Origin of the sequence: Streptomyces sp. NPDC089799, from assembly GCF_040684755.1 — a bacterium.
GTDB lineage: Bacteria > Actinomycetota > Actinomycetes > Streptomycetales > Streptomycetaceae > Streptomyces.
The window spans coordinates 54,253-74,842 of the sequence record NZ_JBFBGR010000034.1; the positions used below are offsets into that span (position 1 = coordinate 54,253).

Annotated in this window: 21 protein-coding genes and 1 pseudogene; 14 read left to right on the forward strand and 8 right to left on the reverse strand. The window is 69.9% G+C overall.

Annotation, left to right across the window (positions count from 1 at the left end):
* Nucleotides 1–87: 87 nt before the first annotated feature.
* From AB0O36_RS29545 to AB0O36_RS29555, 3 genes are all read left to right on the forward strand, one after another.
* A complete protein-coding gene (locus AB0O36_RS29545; protein WP_365115519.1) occupies nt 88–531 on the forward strand; it encodes a DUF721 domain-containing protein in 444 nt (147 codons plus the stop codon).
* A gap of 79 nt (nt 532–610) precedes the next feature.
* Nucleotides 611–1,957, forward strand: a complete 1,347-nt coding sequence (gene dnaB, locus AB0O36_RS29550) for a replicative DNA helicase (RefSeq protein ID WP_365115458.1) — start codon at nt 611–613, stop codon at nt 1,955–1,957.
* Nucleotides 1,958–2,170: 213 nt separating this feature from the next.
* A complete protein-coding gene (locus AB0O36_RS29555; RefSeq protein WP_365115521.1) occupies nt 2,171–2,473 on the forward strand; it encodes a hypothetical protein in 303 nt (100 codons plus the stop codon).
* 243 nt (nt 2,474–2,716) lie between these two features.
* Here AB0O36_RS29555 and AB0O36_RS29560 read toward each other — a convergent pair whose 3' ends face one another.
* The 4 genes from AB0O36_RS29560 to AB0O36_RS29575 form a co-directional block, all read right to left on the reverse strand.
* Entirely contained in the window at nt 2,717–3,181 is a 465-nt protein-coding gene (locus tag AB0O36_RS29560; RefSeq protein ID WP_365115460.1) for a hypothetical protein, read from the reverse strand.
* Between the two features lie 159 nt (nt 3,182–3,340).
* Complete coding sequence (locus tag AB0O36_RS29565) at nt 3,341–3,994, reverse strand: nucleotidyl transferase AbiEii/AbiGii toxin family protein (protein ID WP_365115462.1); 654 nt, start codon at nt 3,992–3,994, stop codon at nt 3,341–3,343.
* Entirely contained in the window at nt 3,991–4,350 is a 360-nt protein-coding gene (locus tag AB0O36_RS29570) for a hypothetical protein (protein WP_365115463.1), read from the reverse strand. The genes AB0O36_RS29565 and AB0O36_RS29570 overlap by 4 nt, the downstream gene beginning before the upstream one ends.
* A 687-nt stretch (nt 4,351–5,037) precedes the next feature.
* Nucleotides 5,038–5,760: an HNH endonuclease family protein gene (locus tag AB0O36_RS29575; RefSeq protein WP_365115464.1), complete on the reverse strand. Its 723-nt coding sequence runs from the start codon at nt 5,758–5,760 to the stop codon at nt 5,038–5,040.
* Nucleotides 5,761–6,126: 366 nt separating this feature from the next.
* On the opposite strand from AB0O36_RS29575, the gene AB0O36_RS29580 reads away from it, so the two are divergent.
* The gene (locus tag AB0O36_RS29580) at nt 6,127–7,539 is read left to right on the forward strand and encodes a hypothetical protein (RefSeq protein WP_365115465.1); all 1,413 of its coding nucleotides are present in this window, start codon (nt 6,127–6,129) and stop codon (nt 7,537–7,539) included.
* Nucleotides 7,540–7,551: 12 nt separating this feature from the next.
* On the opposite strand, the gene AB0O36_RS29585 is transcribed toward AB0O36_RS29580, so the two are convergent.
* Nucleotides 7,552–8,916, reverse strand: coding sequence for a transcriptional regulator (locus tag AB0O36_RS29585; RefSeq protein WP_365115466.1), 1,365 nt, complete (start codon nt 8,914–8,916; stop codon nt 7,552–7,554).
* Between the two features lie 348 nt (nt 8,917–9,264).
* On the opposite strand from AB0O36_RS29585, the gene AB0O36_RS29590 reads away from it, so the two are divergent.
* From AB0O36_RS29590 to AB0O36_RS29620, 7 genes are all read left to right on the forward strand, one after another.
* Entirely contained in the window at nt 9,265–10,377 is a 1,113-nt protein-coding gene (locus tag AB0O36_RS29590) for a 3-dehydroquinate synthase family protein (protein WP_365115468.1), read from the forward strand.
* Nucleotides 10,374–11,291, forward strand: coding sequence for a hypothetical protein (locus tag AB0O36_RS29595; RefSeq protein ID WP_365115470.1), 918 nt, complete (start codon nt 10,374–10,376; stop codon nt 11,289–11,291). Before AB0O36_RS29590 ends, AB0O36_RS29595 begins: the two co-directional genes overlap by 4 nt.
* Nucleotides 11,288–11,836, forward strand: a complete 549-nt coding sequence (locus AB0O36_RS29600; protein WP_365115472.1) for a flavoprotein — start codon at nt 11,288–11,290, stop codon at nt 11,834–11,836. Before AB0O36_RS29595 ends, AB0O36_RS29600 begins: the two co-directional genes overlap by 4 nt.
* Before the next feature lie 59 nt (nt 11,837–11,895).
* Nucleotides 11,896–12,453 carry a zeta toxin family protein gene (locus AB0O36_RS29605; protein ID WP_365115473.1) on the forward strand — a complete coding sequence of 186 codons (558 nt, stop codon included), beginning with the start codon at nt 11,896–11,898 and terminating at the stop codon, nt 12,451–12,453.
* A gap of 281 nt (nt 12,454–12,734) precedes the next feature.
* Nucleotides 12,735–13,001: a hypothetical protein gene (locus tag AB0O36_RS29610; RefSeq protein ID WP_360653983.1), complete on the forward strand. Its 267-nt coding sequence runs from the start codon at nt 12,735–12,737 to the stop codon at nt 12,999–13,001.
* A complete protein-coding gene (locus AB0O36_RS29615; protein ID WP_365115475.1) occupies nt 13,001–13,399 on the forward strand; it encodes a hypothetical protein in 399 nt (132 codons plus the stop codon). The genes AB0O36_RS29610 and AB0O36_RS29615 overlap by 1 nt, the downstream gene beginning before the upstream one ends.
* A gap of 160 nt (nt 13,400–13,559) precedes the next feature.
* Nucleotides 13,560–14,351 (forward strand): DUF5677 domain-containing protein, encoded by a 792-nt coding sequence (locus AB0O36_RS29620; RefSeq protein ID WP_365115477.1) that lies wholly within the window; start codon nt 13,560–13,562, stop codon nt 14,349–14,351.
* 18 nt (nt 14,352–14,369) lie between these two features.
* Here the strand turns inward: AB0O36_RS29620 and AB0O36_RS29625 are convergent, their stop codons facing one another.
* Nucleotides 14,370–17,045 (reverse strand): ATP/GTP-binding protein, encoded by a 2,676-nt coding sequence (locus AB0O36_RS29625; RefSeq protein ID WP_365115479.1) that lies wholly within the window; start codon nt 17,043–17,045, stop codon nt 14,370–14,372.
* Nucleotides 17,046–17,292: 247 nt separating this feature from the next.
* Here AB0O36_RS29625 and AB0O36_RS29630 point away from each other — a divergent pair, with 247 nt between their 5' ends.
* Nucleotides 17,293–17,493: a hypothetical protein gene (locus tag AB0O36_RS29630; protein ID WP_365115481.1), complete on the forward strand. Its 201-nt coding sequence runs from the start codon at nt 17,293–17,295 to the stop codon at nt 17,491–17,493.
* On the opposite strand, the gene AB0O36_RS29635 is transcribed toward AB0O36_RS29630, so the two are convergent.
* Both AB0O36_RS29635 and AB0O36_RS29640 read right to left on the reverse strand, forming a co-directional pair.
* Entirely contained in the window at nt 17,451–19,277 is a 1,827-nt protein-coding gene (locus AB0O36_RS29635) for a zeta toxin family protein (protein ID WP_365115483.1), read from the reverse strand. The two genes, AB0O36_RS29630 and AB0O36_RS29635, sit on opposite strands and share 43 nt — an antisense overlap.
* A gap of 58 nt (nt 19,278–19,335) precedes the next feature.
* On the reverse strand, nt 19,336–19,737 hold the full coding sequence (locus tag AB0O36_RS29640) for a DUF4357 domain-containing protein (protein WP_365115485.1): 402 nt from the start codon (nt 19,735–19,737) through the stop codon (nt 19,336–19,338).
* A gap of 166 nt (nt 19,738–19,903) precedes the next feature.
* Between AB0O36_RS29640 and AB0O36_RS29645 the strand changes: the two are divergent.
* Together AB0O36_RS29645 and AB0O36_RS29650 are read left to right on the forward strand one after the other, a co-directional pair.
* A pseudogene (locus AB0O36_RS29645) lies at nt 19,904–20,020 on the forward strand (XRE family transcriptional regulator); the annotation flags it as partial.
* Nucleotides 20,001–20,219, forward strand: a complete 219-nt coding sequence (locus tag AB0O36_RS29650) for a hypothetical protein (protein ID WP_365115486.1) — start codon at nt 20,001–20,003, stop codon at nt 20,217–20,219. The pseudogene AB0O36_RS29645 and the gene AB0O36_RS29650, both read left to right, overlap by 20 nt.
* Nucleotides 20,220–20,590: the final 371 nt, after the last annotated feature.

The following is a 20,590-nucleotide window of genomic DNA, read 5'->3' on the forward strand; positions in this document are numbered from 1 at the left end:
GTTCTGCCACGCCGGGCACGGCACCGGTCGGGCGCGGTCCCCGTGGAAGCGGCGCTGTCGGAGCTGCTTGCTGAGCGCGGATGGAGGATGCCAACCCGGCATCCGCTTGCCGCAGCCTGGGCTGACATCGTCGGGCCGGAGATCGCCGGGCATCTGCTGGTCGTCGCTGTTGACGGCGGCCAGCTGGTGGTGCGTGCTGACTCGAAGGCGTGGGCGGCTCAGATTCGGCTCCTCGAGCCACATCTTGTTACGCAGCTGAACCAGCATCTGGGTCATGAGGCGGTGCGGTGTATGCAGGTACTGACCCCCCAGGATGCCCAGTTGCCGGCGGAACGGGCTTATGGATCTCCGAGAGCCGGACATCCGCCTGCCGGGCGGACACCCCTCATGTCGGCCGTGGCGGCACAGCCCGGTGAGGAAACGACGCCAGCACCGTTCTACGCCCCGGTGGAGGCATCGGACGAGCGGCCGGTATCGGAGAAGGTCCGTGCCCTGGCGCGGCGGCGCGCCCGTGCGTGGCGGGGTCTTTGACAAGCGTCGGGGCTTGGTGCGCTGGCTGGCTACCCTGACGGGGGACCTGCGGAAGGTGCCGGACAGCGGGAGGATTCACATGGCCGAGGACGGCATCGAGCAGGTCCAGCCCAACGATTTGCAGGCCGAGAGGGCCGTCCTGCGCGCGATGCTGTTCTCCACCGACGCCATCGCGGACGTCGTGGAGATCCTCCGTCGCCGTGACTTCCACCGGCCTGCCCACAGCCTCATCTACCACGCTGTGCTGGCCGTCTACGCGGCGAATCAGACGCCCACCCCGTTCAGCGTGTGCGAGCACCTGACCGAGTCAGGAGAACTCGAGGCGGCCGGCGGCGCGGAGTACATCAATGCCCTCGCTGGCAGCAAACCCTCCGGGAAGTCCTGGAGCGCCCAGGCCGAGCGGATCCAATCGACCGCCAGGCTACGCCGTCTGCAGGCCGCGGCCGCCAACATCCACGACCTTGCGGCCAACGGCACCCCGGAGTTCGTCGACCGCATCGTCGACGCCGCCGAATCCGAGATCTTCGCAGCCGGAAGCGAAAACGCCGGGAGTATCCCACCTGCCTACGTTCTCGGTGACATCTGCGAGGATACCCTCGACGAGATCGAGGCCGTCGGACGCAGAGCGGGCGCCGTGTCTGCGGGGGTACCCACCGGGTTCACCGACCTGGACTCGCTGACTGGCGGCCTGCGCCCGGGCACTCTCACTGTCATTGCCGCCCGCCCCGCTATGGGGAAGTCCACCCTGGTGGCGGACTTCCTGCGCTCGGCCTGTATCAAGAGCAACCTGCCTGCCTTGTTGTTCACCCTGGAGTCACGCAGGACAGAGGTCGTCATGCGGCTGCTGTCTGCGGAGGCCCGCGTCGCGCTGCACCACATGCGTTCCGGCACCATGACCGACGACGACTGGACCCGCCTCGCCCGCCGCATGCCCGACGTCTCCGCCGCCCCGCTCTACGTGCAGGACAGCTCGCACGCCACGTTCACAGAGATCCGGGCCCAGAGCCGACGTCTGCATCTTCAGCGCAGCATCGAGCTCATCGTCGTCGACGACCTTCAGATGCTCACCTACGGCACGCGGCCCTTCGCCTCCCGGTATGAGGAGATCTCGGAGATCTCCCGCTGTCTGAAACTCCTCGCTAAGGAACTCGACATCCCGGTCGTAGCCATCTCGCAGCTCAATCGCGGTCCCGAACAGAGGACGGACAAGAAGCCGCAGATCAGCGACCTACGAGACTCCGGAGCGTTGGAAGACAACGCCGACCTGGTCATCCTCCTCCACCGCGAGGATGCGTACGAAAAGGAATCCCCTCGCGCAGGCGAGGCGGACCTCATCGTGGCAAAACACAGGCATGGCCCCACGGCAACCATCACGGTGGCCTTCCAGGGTCACTATTCGCGGTTCGTGGACATGGCCAACACGTAGCACCCGAGCTGTAGGGTCTCAAAATTCGCGGCACAATCTCAGCCCCGATGGCACATCGGTGGCACTTGTGCCGTCTTCGTGAGACTCGCTGGTCGAAGCGTTCACCGTCTCCTTTCCAGCTTGACCGATCCGCAGGATTCATCCCTCAACCATGAGACAGGGCGGAATAGTGCAACGCATCTGGCTCGGCATCATGGCCAGGTGACCACATGGATGCGCTGCTACTGGGACGAGGAAGACACCTGGTTCTACTTCGAGGTCGACGCCGAAGGCTGGGTGATCCGGCAGGTCGAACTCGAAGGACTTGAGCTGATCCCGATCGCAGCTGCCTCACTCGCCGAGTGGCAGCGGGCCCGCGACGCAGGCCGCCTCGACGAGTACGACAGCAAGTTCGGGATCACCGCCGAGCTGCCCATCTCAGAATGGGAAGGCCACGACCCTGAACAACTCACCTTCGAGGAGTTCGAGGAAGTCTGGGGGTCTGCCCGTCGCAAGATTGCATCCCGGCCCGGCTGACCGCTCGGCCCCGCGGAGGCACCTTGGCATCATCGCTGCATGACCCCGACCCTTCCCCGCACCGTCCGAGCCGTCGACACCGCTCAGCTCCTGGACCTGGCGGGCGGCTCGGTTGCGCAGGGAACGCATATGTCGCTCCCTGCCTTCCCCAGTTGGTTCACTCCGTGAACCAACCGAAGAGCCGCAGTGGGGAATTCGGGCTTCGGCGCATACTTCGTGACGTCCGCTGTCTCACGATGTTGGTCAGCGGGGCGGGAAGGGCGCCAGACTAAGATCCCACTGCTCGGCGGCGTGAAGCAGCGCATCCGTATCCGTCCGTACCTCCACGGCGTACTGGTAAATGCCCGTGCTCTCAGCACCCTGCTCCCATGGAGGTGCAGCCTCCAAGGACAGGTGAACGCGAATCACCGCCAAGCCCTCGCTCCGGTCGGCGAGGCTGAAGCCTAGGACCGGCTCGACGAACCAGGTGTCCGGAGACAACTCGCCTTCGGCATCTCGACCGGTCGCGGGTACTGTCTCAGCGGCCACCGCGCGCAGCCAGGCGGTAACCTCACGGGCCTCGTCGGTCAGCAGACATGGATCATCGAACGACCAGCTGCCCTTGGGAGTCGTCACCTTTCCACCGATGACCAGCCAGTTGTCGTCGTATGAGTCTCCCGGGGCGGCGGGGAACTGATAGCGCAGGGGCCAGAGCTCGACGCTGCTCACATGATCATTCAGAAGCACGACCGCAGAATGTCACATTCAGCCCGGTAACCCCAGGTCAGGAGACTGCCCCGGTCATGGAGGCTGAGCGAGGACGAGGGTCCGCAGGAGTGCGAAGGAGGCCCGGCAGATGGCATCCCCCGCTAAGCCGCGCTGACCACGTCAGTCGTGGTCAGGAAGCCGGTGGCTGAGGTCGGTTGCCCAGGCCGCGGCCCACCCTCGAACCGCTGCGATCTCTGCGGCGTCGAGGCCGTAGGCGGCGTATTCCTCGTCGTCGTACCAGTCGGCGCCGGCGAGACGGTCACGGAGGTCTTCCAGGCGGAACTCGTCGCGGCCGTGCCGGTGGCCGAGGTGCTCGAGTTCGGGCGGGCTGCAGTGCTGGGAGGCGGCGTGGACGTCGATGAGGTCGCGGACGGCGCCGCGGTCGGCGAGGGCGCGGACTTTGGTGCCGACGACGTCGTCGAAGGCCAGGACGGGCCCGTACTCCGTTGTGGCGGGCGCGGACCAGAAGTTCTCTTTGAGGATGTCGACCTCGCAGGCGTCACCGTCGGAGTCAGTGATGACGAGGCGGGCGGAGAGCGGGTCGACGCCACGGACGGTCACGCTCCAACCGCGTGCTGTCAGCTGTCGGGCGAGGTCCTCGGCGATGCTGCCCATCGGGGCGGGATTCTCGGTGGCGACGTCGAGGTCCTGGCTGAGGCGTTCGACGAGGCCATGGGCCTGGACGGCGTACCCGCCGGTGAGCACCAGGGGGTAGGGGCTGCCGATGGCGATGACGTCGGCGAGGAGCCGGCGGTGCAGCGGGGTGAGCTTCACGCTGCTGCGGTGCGGGTGCGGAGCTGTGGGAAGGTCTCCTCCCACACGTCGCGTACATGTCGGCTGACCAGGGTCCGCAGCACCGGCCACTGCTCGGCCAGGAGGTCACCGTTGAGGTAGGTGGTGAGGTCGTCGTGCTGGCCTTCGGCGAGCACGGTGCGGTACAGGCTCATGCGCTGCCGGGGCCGGTCGAGATCGTACGCGCGCAGGCCAGACCAGGCCAGGTGCAGGGGGAGATGCACGGTCCCGGAGCAGGGGCCGGCGAGGTCGCCCAGCGCAGAAGGCAGGCGGTGGGTGTAGCGGTGGCGCAGGACGGCTGCCGTCGCCGTGGGTGCCGGGTGGTGCTGCGGAGACATGCCCTCAGTATCGCTGCCGATGGTCTTCGCGGTGCACTTTCCGGCCCCACGGACTCTCTGGGGGGTACGGCCCGCGGGTAGGCAATTCTGCCGCCCCGGGTGGCCGAGGCAGGTCGCCGCCTGGACCGTGTCGCCGCATCCGCCTGATGGAGGCCGTCGTCCTGGGCGAGCTGACCAGGGTCGAGGGCTTTGCGGGCTGTACGGACGGCCCGCAGGCGCTCGCCGACCGGCTCGTTCGGCGCTTGGACGAGCAGCTGCGCACACAGCGTTTGGGGAGGCGGCCACACCGGCCGCGCGAGCCGCTGCTTCACCAGCCCAGACTCGGTACTGCCGTCGGTGGGAGGCCGCTGTCGTCGAGGGTGATCAGGCCGGTCTCGGGAGTGAAGGGTTGGTAGTGGGCGCGGGGAATCCGGTTACACATCGGCTGCCCGTGGGGCACGGCATCCCTGACCTTTCGGTCCGGTGCACCTCGGCCCCCTGTCGGGGAGTGCGGGGTTAGTGAGGATGGGTCTCAGGGCCTTGATCAGTGCCGCGTCAAGCGGTGGCGCAGCTGCAACCCGGTGGCGGATGTAGGCGACGACTTCGTCGCCGAGGATGGCGTGTCGACAGGCGCGACAGGTCATGGGGAGTCCCCTTTCCCGTGGAGGTCCGGCTACGGCGTAGCCGGACCTGCGGGTGTGCTGCGAATCAGGGGGCGGTCTCGTAGACGACGGTGGTGGTGGGGCAGTCCTCGGCCAGGCCGAGAAGGGCTTGGCGCTCGGCGTCGTCTGCGGCAAGGCTCCAGCGGAGCTTGGTTGCAACCCATGTCGCGGCGTAGGTGCAGTGGTAGGAGCCGTCCGACGGCAGCCACTCCGCCGGGTCCTTGTCGCTCTTGCTGCGGTTGGAGGCGGCTGAGACCGCGATCAGAGTGTCGGGGCTGTTCTGGTCATTCGCGTACGCCTCGCGGCGGGCGGCGTCCCAGGCGTAGCCGCCGGAGTCGTGGACCTCAGCCAGCGGTACAAAATGATCAACGTCAAGTCGGGCGGCGTCGGTGACGACGAGGTTGTCGTACGGGCTCCGCCAGGAGCCGCCGGTCAGCTTGCAGCCGGTAGCCACCTGCGGAGCGACGACTGCCTCGGCCAGGATTACCTCCTTGCGGGTGTCGCAGCCGTCGCCGCCGTTCAGGCCCTTGTTCCAGTGCTTGTACAGGTCCCGCTTGTACCCGGCCCGCTGCTCGTCGGCGACAGGAATTTGGTCAATCGCCTCGTACAGCAGGACCGGGGCACGCAGTCCGAGGGTGCCGGCAGCGGTCGCCGGGAGCGCAGTCGGCCGGGACGGTGTTGCCTGGGCGACCGGAGAACCGACGGTGAGGAGGGGGAGAGTGAGGAGGGCGAACATTGACAGCCCGCGTCGCATCAAGTTGTTGATCATGCTCGGGTTCTAGCGGCCCGCGCGCTGGCAGCACACCCCAAGATCAGCCTTGTCACCCACCCGGGTGGCCGGATTCACCGGTGAAACGATCGTGCGCGCTGCAGTAATTGCCATTCACCCGGAGCAGCCTTCCGTCGCAATGGGCGGTGTACCAGCAGGCGCTCAGCGCACTGATGCGCACTGACCACCCGAGTCTTGCGCACCCGGATCCACCCGTGGTCGGAGTGAAACGCGTTGATCGCCTGCGGGCCTGTATGAGCGGGTGGCACGCTGAGCTGGGGCGAAGGAGGGGCAGGAATCGTGCGGGGGGACAACCGGCAGATCCAGACGGCGGTTCTGGGCGGGGCCGCATCGGAGGATCCGCTCATGCTGCCGCTGGAGGCGATCGAGCTGGACGCCTTCCGCAAGCGGCACGAGCGTGACACGTTCTGGTGCGGATTGCTCCTCGGAGGTTGCGGCGTCCAGTTGACGACGAAGCTGTACACCGATCGCGTCTGCCACTTCGCCCACCACCCGGGTGCGGCCGCGCCTTCGCACCGGTGCGGCCGGCGTGCCCGTGGGGTGGCGAGCGCGGACCACTTGTACGTGAAGGCTGCGGCCGCCGCGTGGCTCCGTACGGCCGGCCAGGCCGGGGACCTGGTCGACTTCGATTTCGCCCGGCCGGACGGAGCCGAGATCGGGTCCGTCCTCGACATCCGGTTCAAGGACCGCGGGCTGCGCGTGCATCTGAACCAGGAGGTCGCACCGGTCTGGGACGAGGACGGCCGCGAGCCCGTGCTGGGGGTATCGGTTCCGGTGGACCGGGACACCTTGATCGACCGCTGGTACATCCACCGAATCCGGCTCGACAGCGTCGGGACCAGTCGTCAGGTCCGCATCGGCACGGAAGCCTTCATGCGGCCCACCGAGTGGTTCGAACTCGAGGAGTGCGAGATGACCGGGCGGGGGCTCTCGACCCCGGCGGTCAAGCGGCTCGTCCAAAGCCGCACAACCCGCCCTGTATCCCGGCGCTCCTCAGGGCAGGCGCGGCGGACACCTGCTCTCCAGGCCCGCGCGGACCTGCTGCTGCGCAAGCTGGCGGAGGCCCAGAAGCTGGGGTCGGTGCTCGTCGTCACCCAGATCAGCGGCGAGATCGCTGCTCTGACGGGGCTGGACGAGCAGGGCCAGGCCAAAGCACGTGCTGCTGTTGCCGGCGCCCAGGTCTGGCTGAAGGAACAGGCCGCGGTCCGCGAGCAGCTGTTCGTCAGCCTTCGCGAGGCTGTCGAGGCACGCGATGTCGAGGCGGTGCGCACGTTGTCGGTGACGGCGAACGCGACCGCGAGCCACGCCCGCACCGACGGGGAGACCGCCATCGCCGCTGCGGCCAGTGCGCTTCTGGCTGCCGATGCGCAGGAGCGGCACGAGGAGATCATGGAGGCTGAGCAGGAGGCCGAGCGGGCTCGGCGGGCCGCTGAGCGTGTACGCGCCCTCCTGTCAGCCCTGCGCCGCCCTCCGGTCGGACTTCGCTCGCAGCGGCGGGCCTGGATTCGGAGTTCGGTCCAGAAGCTGCTGCTCGCAGCTGAGCAGGCCGACAGCGCCCTCAGTGCCCGCGAACGGGAGCATGTGGAGTCGTGGAAGACGCGGACCGGTCTCGTTGGAACACAGACCGCTTCCCCCGCCGCCGGGCAGCAGGTTCATGATGTGGCGTGTCCAGCCTGTAGTGCTGGGCCGGGAGTGCGTTGCGAGACGCCCCGCGGCTATCACCCGTCGCGTGTTGCCAGGCTGAGGCGCTCACGCTGAACCGGACTGTCTTCAGGCGGTGGCGGCGAGGAAGTCGCGGACGGCGGGGATGGTGCGGCGTGCCGCGAGCTGGGTGCGGAGGTCTTTGAGGGTGCTGGTGCCGCGGGCGGAGGTGACGCCGCCCATGTGCTCGACGGCGCGGTGGGCGGTGTGGAGGGCTGCGTCGATGTCGTTGAGGGCGAGTTCGGCTTCGGCTTCGCGGGCGAGGTAGATGGCCGCCCCACGGGGGAACGCGGTGCCGTCATATGCGTCGCTGGCCGTGGCGGTGGTCGCGGCACGGAAATGGGTCAGGGCCCGGGCTGGGTCGGCCAGGTTCAGGGCGCTGGAGCCGGCGAGCTGGTGGAGTTCGCCGCGGTTGACCCAGTAGGTGCAGGAGGGCTCGGCGGATCCGGCGTCGATCCGGTCGTAGGCGTCGAAGGCGGCGCCGGCCGCGCGCTGGCTGGCCTGGCGGTCCCCGGCCTTGGCATAGGCGCGGGCGGAGCGGGCGTGGAGCATGGCGGTCATGCGGGGCGAACCGATGGAGGGGGCGGCTTCGAGGGCGGCGGTGATCAGGTGCTGGGCGCCTTGGGGATCGCCGGTGCTGTAACGCTGGATGGCCCAGAACGCGAGGGTGTTCGCGCCGACGACCCGGTCGCCGGCGCTCGCGGCGGCGCGCAGGGCGGTGATGTAGTGGCGTTCGGCCTCGGCGTGGAAGCCGGAGTCGTAGGCGGTCCAGCCGCAGATCCGGGAAGCCTCGGCGGCTGCGGCGTAGAGCCGTCGGCCGGTTTCTTGAGGGTAGGAGCAGCGGGTGAGGGTCTCGGTGATCATCCGGAGTTCGGATTTGGCGGCCTGGTAGACCTGGCCGGAGCCGACCTGGTCGTCCAGGCGGCGCAGCGCGCCAAGGCGTTCGTCATGGAGGTCGGCGAGCTGGGTGCCGACGCGGCGGCCGGTTCCCGCGGCGGTGGCGGGCGGTGCGGTGGCCCATTGCGCGGTGACGGCGCCGAGGGCGGAGACGATCAGGAAGTCGCGGCGGTCCATGGTTCCTCCGGCCATGCTGGTCAGGATCGTGTTGGTGGCCGCCGGAGTCCAGGCGGGGTCCAAGAGCGGCCGGTCGTCGTGGCCTGCGGCGTATAGCAGCCACTTCGGCCAGGGACGTGCGTGGAGTTCCTCGACGGGAACGCCGTGCAGGTCGGCCATGGTGAGCTGGGCGGTCCATTCCGGGACCACGCCTTGGTGGATCCAGCGGTAGATGCGTTTCTTGTCTTCACTGATCGCGCCGTAGCCCAGGGCCTTGTGCCGGGCGGCCAGGCGGCGCAGGTAGCCGACTCCGGTCCAGCCGTTGTCCTGTAACAGCGCTGCCAGCGGGTGCTGTTCGCGGTCCACGTGCTCCACCCCCATCAAGAAGGTTCCCTTCCCTGATGGTCCACCAACCGGGTGGCGGCGGGGAGGGAATGGAACTGCCCGGACGCGGATGGTTCCCGATGGGTCCCTGCGGGCCCCCGAGGGTCCCTCGCGCGTCTGTCCGGGGTGATGGGGGCGGGACTTTCCTGGAGGAGTCAGCGAACGCCGACTCCTGGAAGGGAGGAAACCCCCATGACCAGTCTCAAGCCGCGCAAGCGCCCCGTGATCGTTTCGGGCCGCCCCTGCTGACCCGCGTACGTCCCCCTTGTCCGGCCCCGGACTCCGATCTGGAGTCCGGGGCCGGACCCGTCACCGCCGACACCGATGCCGCACAAGGAGCCGTTCATGAACATCACCCAGCCGCCCGAGGGGATCCGCGTCGCCGGCCACGGTGGCCAGTTCACCGCGCAGGTCACCCGCCACGACACCACCCGTATCCGGGTCGCCGAGACCGGCCTCGTCCAGGCGGTCGCCGCCCTCGCCGCGCGAGGGGACTTCCTGCTCCTCGACGGCGGCCTGCACGCCGGGTGGAAGAGCCGACTGCACCCGGTCCTGGTCCCGGGCCGTCACCTCGTCGTCGCTCCCGGCGAGTCCGGCAAGAGCCTGGAGCAGGCCGCCCGGATCATCACGGTGCTCCACGAAGCCGGCGTCGACCGCCAGAGCACCGTGAGCGCGGTCGGTGGGGGCGTGCTCTGCGACCTCACCGGCCTGGTCGCCAACCTGTACTTCCGGGGCGTGCGCGCCGCCTACGTCCCCACCACCCTGCTCGCGATGATCGACGCCGCGATCGGCGGGAAGACCGGGGTGAACCATCCCCGGCAGAAGAACCTCATCGGGACGTTCTCCCACCCCGCCGAGGTCCACATCCACCTCGATGCTCTGGCCACCCTGCCCAGCCAGCAGATCGTCTCCGCCTACGGGGAAGCCCTGAAGATCGGCATCGTCGACGACCCGGAGCTCTTCGACCTCCTGGCCGCCCCGCTTGAGGGAACGCCGGTGCTGGGAAAAATCGTGGAGCGCTGCGTCGTACGGAAGCTGGAGCTTCTCGGCGCCAATGCCTTCGAACGGAATCTGGAGCGGGCCCTGAACCTCGGGCACACCGTCGCCCACCCGCTGGAGGACATCACCGGGTTTCGGATCCCGCACGGCACCGCCGTCGGCATCGGGATCGCGGTGGCCTCCCACATCTCCCACACCCGCGGTCTCCTCAGCGGCAAGGACTTCGAGAAGATCCTGGCCGCCATGGACCACCTGGGCCTGCCCGTCATGGACCACGCCTTCGACGAGCAGCAGCTCGCGGCCCGCGTCCAGCAGCTCCTGCTGCAGCGCGGCGGCCGCTCCCTGCACTACGTGCTGCCCGCCGCGATCGGCAAGGTCGCCTTCACCGACACCGTTACCGGCGACGAGCTTCTCACTGCGGTCGCCGAACTCCGAGCCCGCAAGGGAGGGGCCCGATGACGACCACCGCCCGCTGCATCGAGCACCTCACCCGGGCCGTGCCGGCTGTCGAGGCCATCACCCTGTGCGGCTCCCACCGCCAGGGCACCAGTGACCTCTACTCCGACCGCGACGTCTGGGTGTTCTGCGCCAACACCCAGCCCATCAGCGAACACCTCGCCACCACCGCGTTCCTTCCCGCCGGCGCCGACTGCGAGATCCTCTTCGAGGGCCGCGACGACACCCTCACCGACCACACCGTCGTCAACGTCCTGACCGACGCCGAAGTCCTCAACCTCAAGTTCCTCCACACCCGCGTCCTCACCTCCTTCTGTGCGCAGGACCCGCACTTGGACAGCCAGTACCTGGAGGACCTGGAGAACTACACGGCCATGGAAGTCCTCCATGATCCGGCCGCAACCATCGCCACGCACCAGGGGTGGCTGCGCCACCACACCATCGACACGATCCCCGACTGGCTCCTGCCACCCCTGGCAAGCCGGTACGCCTCCACGTACTGGCGCTCGGTCTACCAGGGCGTCCTGCGCACCGAGGAGCACGCCTGGCGCCACCTGGCCCTCTCCCTCGTCGTGCTCCTCGCCCAGACCGGCTTCGCCCAGGCCGGGCAGCTGCCCCCGCCCCGCAAATGGCTGCTCTCCCCCCGCGTCCTGACCACGCTGCCCGACGGGGCGCGCCTCACGGCCCTCCTCGACCAGCTGCACCGCACCTCCACTGCGGACCCGGAGGCGGTGCTCGCCTTCTACAACGCTCTGGCCGTCTGCGAGGACGCGATCCTCCACGACAACGAACTCCATGCGGGCATGTGGTGGCGCGGCGTGTTCACCGAACGCTTCACGCACCTGGCCCGCCACACGGGCCGACCCGGCCTCCTGGACCTCGCCCAGGCCGCGCCTCGTCCCAGGACGGCCCCGTGAACGGCCACCGCGCCGGCCATCTCCTGCTCGGGGTCTGCGGATCCAGCGCTGCCACCGCCACCGCCGACCTCGTCGCCGACGCCACCCGCTACGCCCGCAAGGTCACCGTCGTGGCCACCGCGACGGCCGCCGAGCTGTTCCTGCCGGAGCTGCCGGTCCCCGTCTTCACCGACACCCACTGGAGGTCGAACCCCGAAGATCCGCTGCACATCCGGCTCCTTGCGGAGACGGACTGGTTCATCGTCGCCCCCGCGACCGCAACCACCCTCGCCCGGGCGGCGGCTGGCATCGCCGACACCCTCCTCACCGCGCTGATCCTCGCCCACGGCCCCGGCGTCTACTTCCAGCCCTCCATGAACCAGCGCATGTGGAACAGCCCTGCGACACGCCGCACCATCGAGGTACTCACCGCCGACGGCCACCACATCCTCGAGGGCGCCCCGACCCCCACCCTCACCAGCGACAACCCCACCGGCGGCATCGGAGCCATCCCCGGAACCGTCCTCCCCGCCGCAGCCGCCCACCGGCAAAGACGACAGAGGTAGCCCTGCCCCGCGGCTACACTCGCGACCTCAACCCGACCCTGGATTGAGGCACCCCGCCCGTGAACCAGCACCCCACGCCACAGATCCTGCTCATCGGCGGAGGTGCCGGCTCCGGCAAGACCGCCCTCGCCCACGCCCTGGCCGACATCGTGCCCGGCACGGCCCTGGTCCACCTCGACTCCTGCTACCACAGCGATCCCGGCCTGGCCCCGAGCGTTCCCCGCCTCGACGGCCAGCCGGGCCGCGTGGTCGACTTCAGCGACCCCCGCGCCCTCGACACGGCCCGCATCAAAACCGTGCTCGCTGAGCACGTCAACGCCCCGCTCGTGATCGTGGAGGGTACTTTCGCGCTCGCCCTGCCCGAGCTCACCGCGATCGCTACCTGGAAGGTGTTCGTCGACACCCCGGCGGACATCCGCGTCGTCCGCAAAACCCTGCGGAAGATCCAGGAAGGCCAGAACCCCGAGCCCGGACTTCTCGGATACGCCAACAGCCATCGCTCCTACACCCGCCACGTCGACCCCACCCGCGACCACGCCGATCTGGTCCTCGACGGCACCCAGCCCACCACCGGCCTCGCCGCCCAGCTCCAGGCCCACATGCAGGGTGAGGCGTGATCTCCCAGGGCACTCCCCTCCAGGGGGACCTTCCTCACGCTGAGGGCGAATGGCTTCGTGTACCCGGCGCGTACTCGCGCCGCACGACGCCAGACGCCCGGCGCCCCGACCCGGCAATCTGACCAACGCGAACTCGCTCGCAGGTCGATCACGCACGAGCGGCAAGCCGGGCAGGGCCTGCGCATCCAGGAGAATCGGAGCCCTGCGGCCTCCGGGCCCCTCCCGAGGGCGATGTCGCCAGAACCTCCGCACAGGTCCTCTACTCGCAGTAGAGTCGACGTATGGCAGACGAAACGAGCATCAAGGTGAGCGCGGCCACCCGCGACCGCCTGGCCGCGCTGGCGACCGAGCAAGGCACTACGATCCGGCAGCTCGTCGAGGAGCTCGCCGAGGGCCGGCCGACCCAGGCCGAGTACGCGGAGCGCGCCGAGCAGGCCCGCGCCGAGCTCGCCTCCGTGCTGGGCACCGTGCCCAGCGAGGAGGCCGAGGCGAAGGCCCGCGGACTCCTGGAGCGCCTCGGCGCCCGACAGGACCCGGCGGCCGCGTAGTGGGGCCGATCGCGGTCGTCCTGGACCACACCACCGCTACCGCCCTGCATGATCCGAAGGATCCGTACAACGAGGCCGTCGCTGCGTTCTACGTCCAAGCCTCCGGCGGCCTGGGCACCCTCTATGCGCCGGTGCTCTCCCTGACCGTCGGCGACAACACACGGCCCGGCCTGCTCGCCTACATCAACGGGCTGCGGTTCATCGGCATCGAGCCCTTCGACACCGCCGCCGCCCTGTCCGCCACCGAGCTCCTGCACGCCGGGCGCCCCTGGGCCACCGTCCACGCCATCCACGCGGCCCGCCCCTCGGCAGACTTCCCCGCCGGCCGCTACCTGCTCACGCTGGAACCCGAGCTGTACGACGGCACCGGCGTCCAGGCCGTTCACCCTGATCGTTGACACAGCCGTTCAAGACCGGCCGGTTCACCCCGCGGACGTGGTGAAGGATCGGGCAGGTAGGCGACCAGATTCAGCACTGGTTCGCCGCCCGGCCGATCATGCTCGGGAGGGACGGGAATATCCCGCTGTCCTTGCAACGTCCGGGCCCTACCGTCGATCCATGGTGTACAAGTTCGGGGACAACCCCGGCACGCAGAAGCGTGCGCACAAGATCACTCGCCTCCTCCTCGAAGAGGCCGGCCGTGTCGTCGCTTCCAACCCGCAGTTCCGTACCGCGCAGCAGGATGTCGCGCACCAGATGCTCGGGTGGTGGCAGTTCACGAACCGGACCGCGGACTTGCTGATGCGCTCGTACGACAGCGAGTTCACCGTCGAGGCGGCCGGGCTGATGCGGAACCTCATTGAGCACGCCCACTGCATGGACTGGCTGGCCGAGCACCAGGAGATGGGCCTGCGGGCCATGGAGCACGCCGAGTGGGCGCGGCGGAAGAAGCTGATCGACAACCTCCGTGAGGTGGACTGGCCGGTGCCGTCCGACATTGAGGTGGGGGAGGAGCCCTCGTACGACTTCGCCGACGAGGACGAGGAGAAGCTCCACCGGAAGCTCAAGGGGCAGATCGGTACGATCGCCAACCTCGTCGGGTCCCGAGGTATCCGGAGCATGTACCCCGTCTACCGCTACCTGTCGTCGTACGCGCACGCCTCGCTCCAGACCGGCGAGGCATTTGTGGAGCGCAGTCCGGGGGCGGCGCCGGCCCTGTACCGGACGGGCAAGGTCTCGGTGAGCGAGTCGCGCATCTGGATCCCGGTGTGCCTGTACGTGGCGGGCACCGCGATGGGGCAGTTCATCGTGGGCGAGCCCATGCGCGGGACGCTGGAGAATGCGGCCTACGACTTGGGCGTCGGGGAGATCGTGGCAGAGCGCATCCGGCTCGAGCTCAACAACCGGTAGCGCGGACGGGAGCGGCCTTCACCCGAGGAAGTCCTGCCGTGCCTGGACGAGGGTGTGCCATCGGGAGCGGACGTGCGCCTCGTCGGCGGCCCACTGCGTGGTCGAGCCTGCAGGACGGGGCAGGCCGGCCATGAAGTGGGCGATGTCGACGAAGTACGCGAAGTCGCCGCTGGTGGTGAGTTCGCGCAGACGGTCGATGGCGCCGGCGAGGTCCTGGTGTTCGTCGCGGACGGCGTGGTGGAAGGCCGTGGCGAGTTCCACGAACCGGTGGAGGAAGGGGAGGCCCGCGGCCTCGATGTCGCTGTTCAGGCTCCGGGCGCGGTCGGGAACGTCGCGTGTTCCGCTGTCCTTGATCAGGGTAACGACCTGGGCGAGGAGGGTGTTGGAGCGTTGATCGAGGCCCTCGAGGAGCTGGTGGGCGAGGGCGAGTTCGTCGTCAGCTCGGATGGGGTCGGCGAAGGAGACGGCCAGGGCCAGGCGGACCTGCATCATGGCTCGTTCACCGGCGGCGCCGTGCTGTTCGGCTTCGGCGCGGCCAGCTTCGAAGGCGGTGACGGCCTGTGCGGTGTCGCCCTGGGACCAGCGGATGTCGCCCAGGACGCGGTGGTGGCGTCCCTTCCAGCCCAGGGTGGGGACGGCGGCGAGCGCGGTGGGGAAGTCCCCGGACAGGCGTGCCAGGTTGGCCAAGCCGCGCAGGGCCCGGGGAGCGTACCGGCCGCCCGAGTCCGCCACCTCGTGCATCCCGGCGCGGGCGGCGTCGTTGAGGCTGAGGTCCTTGTACGCCTTGGCCCGGTAGTACAGGCCCATCTCGGTGAGCTCCGCGGGCAGCAGCCCGCTGTCGAGAACTGCGGTCAGGCGGTCGGCGGTGCGCTGTCGGTGTTCGTGCTGGCGGCGGGCGATCGTTGTGAGGAGCTCGGCCAGGGCGTCGGCGGGGGTGTCCGGCGCCGGCTCCGCCGTGGTGTCGGTGGGTAGGGAGAGGGGTTCCCACACGGAGTCGTCGGTGTAGGCGTGGGCGGCGGCGGTGAGCCAGCCCAGGTCGCTCAGGCGGTGATCGCGGGCCAGGCGCAGACCCTGGCGAAGGCAGGCGACCAGGAGCATGCGGCTGGGGCCGAGCGCGGTGGCGCCGGTCCACTGGTCTCCAAGGGCGGCCAGGGCGCGGGTGGCGGCCTGGTGCCAGTCGGCCGGGGTCCAGCGGTCGTCGCTGTGGTCGTCATCTTGTACGGCGCTGCGGATCGCACGGTGCAGGTGGTAGGGCCACAGGGCGTACGGGTTCTCGTTGACCAGGGGCCGTTCGACCAGGCGCCGGGCCGGGGCCTGTTGGGCGAGGCCGGCGGTGCGGGTGGCCAGGTCGAGGTCGAAGGCGTCCAGCAGGGCGATGCTGCGCAGCAGGTGGCGTTCTTCGGGGGTGAGGTCGGACAGGGTGCGGGCCAGGAGGGCGGGGAAGGTGCAGTCGAAGTCGGCCGGGGTGGGTGTGCGGCCGGTGCGCCGGATCTCCAGGAAACGGCTGACAGCGAGGTCGAGGTGGAGGGGCAGGCCGTGGGAGCGGGCGGTAATCGCGGCCCGGATGTCGGCGCTGATGAGGGGTTGGCCGTCTTGGACCAGGCGGCGGGCGAGGTGGGCTTCGCAGTCTTCGGGCGAGAGGTCGCCGATCAGGAACTGCCGGGCGCCGGAGCCGGCTGCACGGGGCTGCGGGACGGTCAGCGAGGAAGAAGAGGAGGCCAGGCCGGGCCAGGCGGCAGGCCCGGTCCAGTCGAGCTGGCCGTGGAGTGCGGGGTCGGCCCACTGCACGCGGCTGCGGCCGCCGATGACGAAGAAGACGTTGGGCATGAGCCAGACCAGGCGCTGCAGCAGCCGTTCGAAGTCGCGGTGGCGGTCGGCGGTGTCCTCGAAGGTGTCCAGCAGGACCACCGGGGTGAGGCGCTTCTTGGCGGGCAGCTGGTTCAGGTCCCAGGCCAGCAGGTGCGGGTAGTAGGAGAGTGCCTCCATGCCTGGGGTGGCTGCCAGCAGGGCCGACGTTCGCGTCGCCCCGGCCAGGGCCCGGGCCCGTTCCTGGCGCTCGCGCAGGGCCTGGACGAGCGCGGAGGTGACCTGGCCGGCTGCCGCGCCGACCAGGCCGGGCAGCGCCAGGGCCGCGGCGACCTCGCCGACGCCGGCCCGCAGCTGCCCGGGCAGCAGGTTGGCGAAGCGGCCCGCCAGCCCGGCCCGCCGGACGTACTCGTCCAGAGGCTCACCGGGGTGCACGTGCTCCCAGTAGTGCCTCAGCGCCACGTCGAAGGACGGCACCGTGCGGTCCAGGGCCCCGGCGAGCGCGAGGCGGATCGTCAGGATGACCCGCTCGAAGTCCGAGCCGGTCGACGCGGCCCTCGACAGGTCGATCCGGATGGGCAGGACCCGCTCGGTCCAGGTGGGTTCGCCCCACTGCTCGGGGCGGTGCTCGGCAGCGGTGAGCGCGGCCTCGATCTTGCGCAGGAGGGTGGACTTGCCGACACCGCCGACGCCGTGGAAGACGATCACGTTCGTGCGGGGTGCCTCGAGGTCCTCCACGTCGAAAGATCCGCCGGCGACGCGGCGGAGGTGTTCCTCCAGTGCGGCGGCCACCAGCGCCCACTGGCTGTTGCGGTCAGTGAACGCCTCCGCGACGTCGAACGCCGACGGGTCGTTGGAGCTGAACAGCGCACGCAGGTTGTCGGCCATGGTCCCCCCACAGGTGATCGTCCGGCCCCCAACCTATGCGGCCCGGTGGCACGTTGCGGACTCTCCGCTCGGCACGTCCGGTGCACGGGGGGTGGTGGACTGGATATCAGCCACAACCGATAATGATCCTTTTGTCGTCTTACCGCGAAGGTTGGTCCCCGTGCACGATCCAGCGTCTTCCTCCAGTTCTTCCGAGCCGGCTGACGTGGCCGGCTCTCAGGTCGCCGCTGATGTGGTGAGGGAGGTGATGGCCTGGTACACCCGAGAACTTCTGGCCGAGCGCCGCGCGCCCCACCCCAACCCGGAGCGGCTGGAGCACTTGCTCGCCCGGCAGCAGGAGTGCGTGCAGGACCAGGCGCGGCTGAGGGAAGCCGACGCCGAGGAGACAGCCCGTATCACCGCTCTCTACGCGGCCCGGCTGAAGGACCTGGAGGCCAACGGCTCATAGTCGGCGACGCCGCGGGCCCGGGGGAGCGGTAGGGCGGCCACGGCCGTGGGGCCGGGAAGCCTGCGCGGCTGGAGGTGGGCGGGCATCAACGCTCGCGCCAGGCGCGCGATCTGCTCCAGGTCGTGGCGGAAGTGGGGGAGCTCGGCACGCAGGCGGCGCTGGACGGCCCAGAAGCGCGCCGCCTCCCGGGAGGTGTAGGGGCGGGTCTGCTCGGCGAGCAGCACCTGCGCCGCAGCTCTCGGCCTAGACCATGAGCCCTCCGGGGTCCGGTCATTGCGGTAGAGGACGGTTCCCTCGCGCCCCCACACCATGACGGAGTCGGCCACCGCCTCCTGCTCGGCCGCGGCCACCGCCTCGGCGAGCACGGCGAAGTGGTGGTCGTGCCCCTGCGCGGTGGTGAACCGGCCATGACCGCCCAGCCGGTTCACATCGGCGCAGCGCACCGCGGTGCCCTGCCGGGAGTCCGCCGCCCGTACGGCCAGCACCACCAGCTCCACCCGGTAGCCCGCGCGCCGGTAGGCCATGGCGCTCTCCACGAAGCCGGCCGCGCTGCCGGGGGCGATCTCGATGATCACGTCACCGCGCCGCTCGCGCACGGCCGCCTCGGCCATCGCCTGCCAGGCCCGGTAGTCCGCCCGGATCCGTTCACCGGCCGTACGGGGCTCCTCGCGCAGCAGGTCGTAGTAGTCCGGGTGCATCGCCTTGAAGTCGTCACCGCTGATCTGCGCAGGACCGCCGCGCAGGGCCCGGCGCAGCACCCGAGCCTGGCTGCTCTTGCCGGAGCCGGGCTGGCCCATCACGTACACCGCGACCGGGCGCTCCTGCGGCGTGATGCCCTCCAGGAGCGACGGGGCGATCAGCACGTCGAAGATGAAGCGGTGCTCTTCGGCGGAGAGCCGGTGGTAGTCGACGCCGGGCGCCTCCCGGCGGGCCTGCGCACCGCGCCGCAGCGGCTCGGCCAGGGCAGCGGCACGCTCGCCGTCGCGTCGCACCGCCAGGGCCCAGTCCCGGGGCAGCTGCGGATCGTGCGCACGCCGGTCGGCATCGGCGAGCTGGCGGCGGAAGACGCCGGTCTCCGCCGCGCTCCACGGGCGTAACCGCTCGCCCAGCAGCGCCTCGCGCGCCCCGGCTGGGTCGCGCCACCAGCCAGAGAGCGTGAGCTCGTTGGCATACAGGACTTCGCCGCCGCGGCGTACGACGACGACCCGGTCGGCCAGGCGTCCGGTCTCGATGTCTGCGAGGGTGGTGGGCAGCGCGGCCGCGCAGGCGTCGTGGTTGTCCCACCCCACGTACCGGGCCCGGCCCTCCTCGGCCAGGCGCAGGTACCGGTCCAGGACACCGAGCTGGGATACGGCCTCCGGCACGGCCAGGGCCACGACCTCGATCCGGTAGCCGGCCGCGCGGTAGGTGGCCAGCGTGGCCAGCCACCCGGCCGGGTCGGCCAGGGCCTCCTCCGCCACCACGTCGTACCGGCTGGCGCGGGCCTGGGCTTCGACCTCGGCCTGCCAGCGGTAGGTCTCCGGCCGCACCCGCACCCCGGCCGTCCGGACGTCTTGGGCCAGGAAGCCGGAGTAGTGAGGGTGGAGGGCCTTGTAGGCGTCCCGCTCTACTCGCACTGCACCACCCCGCTGTTCGAGGGCGGCGTGCACGAGGTCCATCACGAGCGTCTTGCCGCTGCCGGCCTGCCCGGCCACGAACACCACCACCGGGCGCTCCTGTGTCACCGCGCCGGCAGTCAGCTTCGCCACGATCACCTCGGCGAGCAGCCCGCCGTCCTTCTCCACCAACGCCCCCTGGCCGCGTTCTTCCGGTCTGATCTGGTGCGCTGTTGCGCAGGACTGCCTACTGGACGTCCAGCTTCTGGCGCAGCTGGTCCAGGGTGGATCCGTCGGGCGTGTGCCACAGGGTCCAGCCGTTGATGACGTTGCCCGTGACGGCTTCCGCCGCCTTCGACGGAGAGGGGAACGGGGAGGAGTGGCCGTCGACGATGAGCTGACCGTCGGCGGTCACCACGGCGCGGCCCGACCGGTTGGCCCGGCGCTGGGTGAAGGTGAGGACGGTGTCCGGCGTGAGCAGGCCGGCCTGCATCAGCGCGGCGAGCGGCCCGTGGGGGATGACGGGCGAGGCCGCTGCCGTACCGGCACCGCCGCCGAGGGACAGCGTCACGTGGATGGTGTCATCGCCGCTCGCACTCGTGAGCCGGGCAATGACGGCGGGGTCGAAATGGATGCTGAGCGTGGCCATGCGATCTCCTGCCATGGATGGGCCCGAAAGCCGTTCCTCTTGATTCTTCTTCGATGTTAAGCAGTACAAGCAGCTTGCGTCCACTCTGATTCTCAGTAGTTCAGCAGAACTTTCGGAGGTTGCACTCCGGAACGTCAACGCGAAACGTCGCCTCACCAAAGAAAGGTTGTTTGACGCGGTCGACGCTCTGGTTGCGTCCCGCGCCGCTCTGCCGCCGGCGGCCGAGCGCAAGCGGCTGCAAGTCGCGCACGGCCTGACGCTGGATGAAGTCGCCGCCGCGCTGGCAGCAGCTGGAGCCCGCGGCCGCCGACGCGGTCTGCGCGTACGCGGCCAGGACCCGCGAGAACGCCGACCAGTTCGCCGCTGTCCTGGAGGACATCGCCGCCAACGGGTTGGCGTCGGTGGAGGACTGCACGCCGTGGGAGGAGCTGCGCGAGGCCCACCTCGCCCGACTCGCAGTTCAGCCTTCGGCCGTCGCCTGATGGCCCCGCAGCACAGCCCGCGCCGCGCCCGGATCGCGTTCTCCGACTCCGCCGCCAAGCAGCTGGAGAACACAAGGGGTGCAGTACCGGCTTCTCCACGGCGCAGCGCAGCATTCGCGCGGCCCGGGCGGCACACGTCGCTACTCGTGTAGCAAGGCCAGCCTTGGCCTGCTGCGTGAGACCGCTTCTTCCGCGCCGGCGCGCGGCTGCTGCCACTGCTGTGCGAGCAGGCCCGCAGCGCGCAGTGCTTGGTCGGTCAGGGGATCGCCTGCTGGTTGCTCTACTGCTCCAGAACAATCCGGTTTGGCTAGTGCTACCGCTTTGATCGCGGGCATGAAGAAGGCGCTGCACCCAGGGGTGCAGCGCCTTGG

Coding starts and splice junctions, on each gene's coding strand:
- AB0O36_RS29595 (WP_365115470.1), top strand. CDS start 10,374: ATGACGACCACCGCCCGCTGCATCGAGCACCTCACCCGGGCCGTGCCG.
- AB0O36_RS29610 (WP_360653983.1), top strand. CDS start 12,735: ATGGCAGACGAAACGAGCATCAAGGTGAGCGCGGCCACCCGCGACCGC.
- AB0O36_RS29620 (WP_365115477.1), top strand. CDS start 13,560: ATGGTGTACAAGTTCGGGGACAACCCCGGCACGCAGAAGCGTGCGCAC.
- AB0O36_RS29545 (WP_365115519.1), top strand. CDS start 88: ATGCCAACCCGGCATCCGCTTGCCGCAGCCTGGGCTGACATCGTCGGG.
- AB0O36_RS29650 (WP_365115486.1), top strand. CDS start 20,001: ATGAAGTCGCCGCCGCGCTGGCAGCAGCTGGAGCCCGCGGCCGCCGAC.
- AB0O36_RS29555 (WP_365115521.1), top strand. CDS start 2,171: ATGCGCTGCTACTGGGACGAGGAAGACACCTGGTTCTACTTCGAGGTC.
- dnaB (WP_365115458.1), top strand. CDS start 611: ATGGCCGAGGACGGCATCGAGCAGGTCCAGCCCAACGATTTGCAGGCC.
- AB0O36_RS29575 (WP_365115464.1), bottom strand. CDS start 5,760: ATGATCAACAACTTGATGCGACGCGGGCTGTCAATGTTCGCCCTCCTC.
- AB0O36_RS29585 (WP_365115466.1), bottom strand. CDS start 8,916: ATGGGGGTGGAGCACGTGGACCGCGAACAGCACCCGCTGGCAGCGCTG.
- AB0O36_RS29590 (WP_365115468.1), top strand. CDS start 9,265: ATGAACATCACCCAGCCGCCCGAGGGGATCCGCGTCGCCGGCCACGGT.
- AB0O36_RS29630 (WP_365115481.1), top strand. CDS start 17,293: ATGGCCTGGTACACCCGAGAACTTCTGGCCGAGCGCCGCGCGCCCCAC.
- AB0O36_RS29640 (WP_365115485.1), bottom strand. CDS start 19,737: ATGGCCACGCTCAGCATCCATTTCGACCCCGCCGTCATTGCCCGGCTC.
- AB0O36_RS29625 (WP_365115479.1), bottom strand. CDS start 17,045: ATGGCCGACAACCTGCGTGCGCTGTTCAGCTCCAACGACCCGTCGGCG.
- AB0O36_RS29580 (WP_365115465.1), top strand. CDS start 6,127: ATGCTGCCGCTGGAGGCGATCGAGCTGGACGCCTTCCGCAAGCGGCAC.
- AB0O36_RS29570 (WP_365115463.1), bottom strand. CDS start 4,350: ATGTCTCCGCAGCACCACCCGGCACCCACGGCGACGGCAGCCGTCCTG.